Origin of the sequence: Deinococcus betulae (assembly GCF_020166395.1) — a bacterium.
Classification (GTDB): Bacteria; Deinococcota; Deinococci; order Deinococcales; family Deinococcaceae; genus Deinococcus; species Deinococcus betulae.
Map to the genome: position 1 here is coordinate 1 of NZ_JAIQXU010000061.1, position 4,636 is coordinate 4,636.

The window sequence follows — 4,636 nt, forward strand, 5'->3', positions numbered from 1 at the left end:
CGCCTCGCCTTGCGGCTTGGCCGTTTCGTGAGTCTGGAGACCACCGGGGGGTAGTCTGCCCACACGGCCCTGTCGAGCCGTCCTGTCATCGTCATCACTACCAGATTTTCATGCGTCCCAGCGAGGCCCGTGGGGCTTTTCGCCTTCGCCCTTCTTCTCGGGCGAAGAGAACTATATATCTCCTGGCATTTCCTGTCAACACCTCTTAGCTCCTGGTCTGGATGAGCGGACCCTCTGCGACTTTTGATGAAGGCCAGGGTGGCGTGGCTGCCCGGTCTCCGACTTCAGCCTCTCAGCGGTCCACTGCGCCACGCGGGCACACCATGCCCCCACCCCCACGGCCGAAGCGCATGCTTGCCTGAACAGAGGGCTCAGCTTTCAGGGTGGCCGTGATGGTGGCCCACCCCACCTCGCGGCTGCAAACCGAGCGCAGCATGCCCGCGCTGTCTACCGTCGCCACCGCAGAATCGCTAGACGACCAGATAACTTCACGGCTGACCGAGCCAGGCGCGTCCAGAAAGGTCCGGTGACGCTGGAAATACGGCCAAAAGCCGATGACTGATGTTCCACTGGTGGGACCCAAGATGATAAATGCACGAATCGGAGGTGCGCCGTGCACCGGACGCAGGTGCACAGTCATAGGGGTGGCCCGCGTTGGCCCGCACCGGTCTTCAAGTACACGAATGCCCCGCACTGTGACTGACTGATACCAGCGGCGCTGAACAGTCACGGCGTAACGCCCTGCGCCTTCCCGCTGGACTGTCACCTGCGATGCCAAGCCGCCGGCGTGATGCAGCACCTGTCCGCGCTCGTTTTTTAACGTGACGCTGACGGCGGGTTGAATCAGACCTGGGCAAACGGTGATCGGAGTTTTGCCCGGCAAAGGCTGGAGCTGTCCCAGGGCTGGTACGGCGGCGAGAAGAGTCAGACCCAGCCACCACGGATTCATGGCTGCAGCGTACCCACTGCGAATGACCACCCTCTGAGGATTACCGCCACTGTTCAGGCAGGCCGTACAGGTGCCACAGGGCGTCCACCCGGCGCACCACCGCCTCGTCCATCACAATTTTGGGCGGCCACTCACGCACAAAGCCTTCTTCGGGCAATTTGCGGGCGCCGTCCCAGACCAGGAGGCCGCCTTCCACCCACACGTCGCGCTCGGGGTCAATGTTGTTGAGGATGGTCCACCACACGTCCTGGATGTCGTGCACGTTCGTCTGTTCATCCACGATCAGCAGGTGCCGCATACCCCTGGCAGCCGGATGGGCCGTGAAGGTTGTGGCCAGTTCCTTCGCCTGACCAGGCTGCGTTTTGTCCAGCGCCACGGTCCAGTACCCGTCCGGTGTCTGGGTCTGGGCCAGCGCACCGGGGAAGAGAGGCAGATTGGCTGAGACCGCCGGGGCGAACTGCTCCGGGGCCAGGTCGCCGGCCTGTTCGTCACGGGAACTGACGGCGCTGCCGACCTCTTCGGGGCGCTTGGTGGTCGCGTCAATTACCAACTTGCCGCCGTAACCCCAGCCCCGGCTGGAGTGGTCCAGCACATCCGTCGGCCCGCGCGTGGTCAGGGTGTCGCGGCCCGGCACCGCCTTCTGCGTGACCTCACGCCACACGGCGCCGAAGTCATTGACCGGCACCCCGCCGTCCACCACCACGATGACCTTGGCAAACATCATCTGCCCCAGGCCAAACAGGCCGTTGGCCACCTTGTACGCCTGCCCCGGATAGCTCTTGTTGATGCTGACCACCACGAGGTTGTGCGCTACCCCAGCCGGCGGCATGTGGTAGTCCACAATTTCTGGCAGCACCAGTTGCGCGGCGGGCAAAAACAGCCGTTCGGAGGCTTCAATCAGGTAGGCGTCTTCCATCGGCGGGCGCCCCACGATGGTGGCGGGGTAAACAGGCCGGCGCCGCATAGTGACCGCCGTTACATGAAACTGAGGGTACAGATCGGGCAGCGTGTAAAACCCGGTGTGGTCGCCAAAGGGCCCCTCTGTCACCCAAGGCTCCTGGGGATCCACGTAGCCTTCCAGGATGAATTCGGCGTTGGCCGGCACGTCCAGGTCAACCGTTACACCCTTCATCACCGGGTAGCGCTGACCCCGTAAATATCCCGCTAATGCAAACTCGTCCAGGCCGGGAATGGGCGGCAGGGGCGCGGTGGCCGCGTAAATCAGGGCCGGGTCGCCGCCGATGGCCACCGCGACTTCCAGACGCTGCCCCAGCCTTTTTGCCTTTTCCAGGTGCCGGGTGCCCGTTTTGTGCCGCTGCCAGTGCATCCCCGTCGTGTTTTTGCCCATCACCTGCATGCGGTACATGCCCATGTTGCGCTCGCCGGTTTCGGGGTCTTTGGTAATCACCAGCGGCAGGGTCACGAACGGCCCGCCGTCTAGCGGCCAGCACTTCAGAATGGGCAGTTTGGAGAGGTCCACCTCATTTCCGCGCCAGACGACCTCCTGGGCGGGGCCAGTTTTGACCCGGCGGGGCGGAAGATTCATGGCGTCGCGCAGTTTGGGGAGGTTGCTCAGCAGGCCGCCCAGGCCGCCTGAGCCTCCCAGATCAATCAGGGCGCGCACCTTCGCGGCCAGGTCGTCCAGATCGGCGACGCCCAGCGCCAGGGCCGTGCGCTCTCTGGTGCCCATCAGACCGATGACCACCGGGAACTCGCTCCCCACCACGTTCTCGAAGAGCAGGGCGGGGCCGCCCTTTTTCACCAGGCGGTCGGCCAACTCGGTGATTTCGAGGTCGGCAGAGACCGGCGTGTCCACCCGCAGCAGTTCGCCGCGGTCTTCCAGCAGCCGCATGAAGCTCTGAATGTCCGGAAAGGCCATGGCGCGAGTGTAGGGCGCAGCGGGCGGGGCAACCGTACCGGAGCCCCCTGCAGCCCTCCTCCTTCCGGGGGACGCCCCGGCGGGCAGCCCGGCTTACGGTGACCCCATGTCCACCGTCCCGCCCGCTGGTCCGCTGCCACCCGAGTCCAGCCCTGCCCTGAGCGCAGCAGTCGAGACGGCGGAGACCGAGGCCAGGGCCCCCGCAGCTGCACCCTGGCCCCGCCCAGCGCGGGCCGCCACACCGCTGCTGCTGGCCGGCGGCCTGGGATTGGCGGCCTACCTGCTGACCAGCGGCACGGGCGCGGCCGGGGCCAATCTGCCCGTGTGGCTGGCGCTGCTGGCCGGGGCCAGCGTGTGGGCGGCGCGGCGCGGAGGCCAGACGCCCAGCCGCGAGGGCGTGACCCTACTGGGGCTGGCGGTGGCCTTTGGCTTGACCTTTGCCCTGTGGGCTGCGCCGCCTGAACTGGCCCTGCTGAACGCCCTGGGGCTGCTGACCAGCCTGACCCTGGGCGCCTCTTTCCTACGCTTTCCCGGCCTGGGGCAGGCCGGTGCGGGCACGCTGCTGGGCACACTGGTAACGGGTGGCCTGCGGGCCCTGTACGCGCCTTTCCTGCTGCTGGAACGCTTTCCCTGGACAGTGCTACGGCCTGCCGCCGCCCAGGGCCGGCAGCTGAGCCGCGTGGGGGTGGGCCTGGCCCTGAGCGCGCCGCTGCTGCTGGTGTTCGGGGCGCTGCTGGCCAGCGCCGACGCAGGCTTTGCGGGCGCGCTGGAGCGCCTGTGGCGGCCTGGCGCGGGGCTGGGCGAGATGGTCAACGCGGGCGGCCAGTGGCTGTTTTGGAGTTTCCTGGCCGCTGGCCTGCTCTACCCCGCCCTGATGGCGCTGCGGCCCACCCTGCTGCCGCTGCCCACGCGCGAGGGCCGTCTGGGTCTGGTTGAAGTGGGTCTGCCGCTGAGCGCGCTCGGCCTGCTGTTCGTGACCTTCGCGGCCCTGCAGGTGCCCGCGCTGCTGGGCGGCGGGCTGCCCGACGGCGAGACCTACGCGGCCTACATTCGCCGGGGCTTTAGCGAGCTGATGACGGTGGCGTTCCTGACCCTGAGCGTGCTGCTGATCGCCCACGGGCTGAGTGCGCCGCGCATCCGAACCGGCTGGGCCTACCGCGCCCTGAACGCGGCGGTGCTGGTGCCGCTGCTGATCATTCTAGCCAGCGCCGCCCAGCGCTGGGGGCTGTACACCCAGGCGTATGGCCTGAGCAGCATTCGGGTCCTGGGGGCCGCCTTTTTGCTGTGGGTAACGGTCACGCTGGTGTGGCTGGCCCTGCTGCTGTGGCATGGCCGCACCGAGCGCTTTGCCTATCCCGCGCTGCTGCTGGGCCTGGCGACCCTGCTGACCACCACGGCGCTGAATCCAGGTGCGCTGATCGCCCGCGCGAACCTGCACCGCCAGACCGCTGGCGTCACGAATGAACTGAGAAGCACCCCGCAGCGCGCCAATGTGCGGGACCTGCTGGAACTGGGTGCCGGCGCGGTGCCCACGGTGGTGGCGAATCTGGACGCTCTGGTGCCCGGCTGCGGCCCAAATGAGAACTGCCTGACGACCCAGAATGTGATTGACGACCTGCACGACCGCTACGACGCGCCGCGCGATCTCCGCGCCTGGAACCTGGCTTACGCGCGTGCCCACGCCCTGGTCCGGACCCTGCCACCGCGTAGCCCTTACGACCGCTCGGCCAGCGACTGATACAGACTCCGATTGAATCGTTTGCAAAAACGATGAAATCCGAGCGGAGCGAGAAGGAAACAAACGGAAC

At 67.0% G+C, this 4,636-nt stretch carries 3 protein-coding genes; 1 reads left to right on the top strand and 2 read right to left on the bottom strand.

The window, feature by feature from the left end; translation table 11 throughout:
* Positions 1 to 292: 292 nt before the first annotated feature.
* On the bottom strand, positions 293 to 949 hold the full coding sequence (locus K7W42_RS22500; protein WP_224577636.1) for an Ig-like domain-containing protein: 657 nt from the start codon (positions 947 to 949) through the stop codon (positions 293 to 295).
* Between the two features lie 40 nt (positions 950 to 989).
* On the bottom strand, positions 990 to 2,828 hold the full coding sequence (locus K7W42_RS22505) for a menaquinone biosynthesis decarboxylase (RefSeq protein ID WP_224577638.1): 1,839 nt from the start codon (positions 2,826 to 2,828) through the stop codon (positions 990 to 992).
* 106 nt (positions 2,829 to 2,934) lie between these two features.
* On the opposite strand from K7W42_RS22505, the gene K7W42_RS22510 reads away from it, so the two are divergent.
* Entirely contained in the window at positions 2,935 to 4,566 is a 1,632-nt protein-coding gene (locus K7W42_RS22510; protein ID WP_224577640.1) for a DUF4153 domain-containing protein, read from the top strand.
* Positions 4,567 to 4,636: the final 70 nt, after the last annotated feature.

Excerpts from the sequence above, each read along its gene's own strand:
- K7W42_RS22500 (WP_224577636.1), bottom strand. The coding sequence starts at position 949 with ATGAATCCGTGGTGGCTGGGTCTGACTCTTCTCGCCGCCGTACCAGCC.
- K7W42_RS22510 (WP_224577640.1), top strand. The coding sequence starts at position 2,935 with ATGTCCACCGTCCCGCCCGCTGGTCCGCTGCCACCCGAGTCCAGCCCT.
- K7W42_RS22505 (WP_224577638.1), bottom strand. The coding sequence starts at position 2,828 with ATGGCCTTTCCGGACATTCAGAGCTTCATGCGGCTGCTGGAAGACCGC.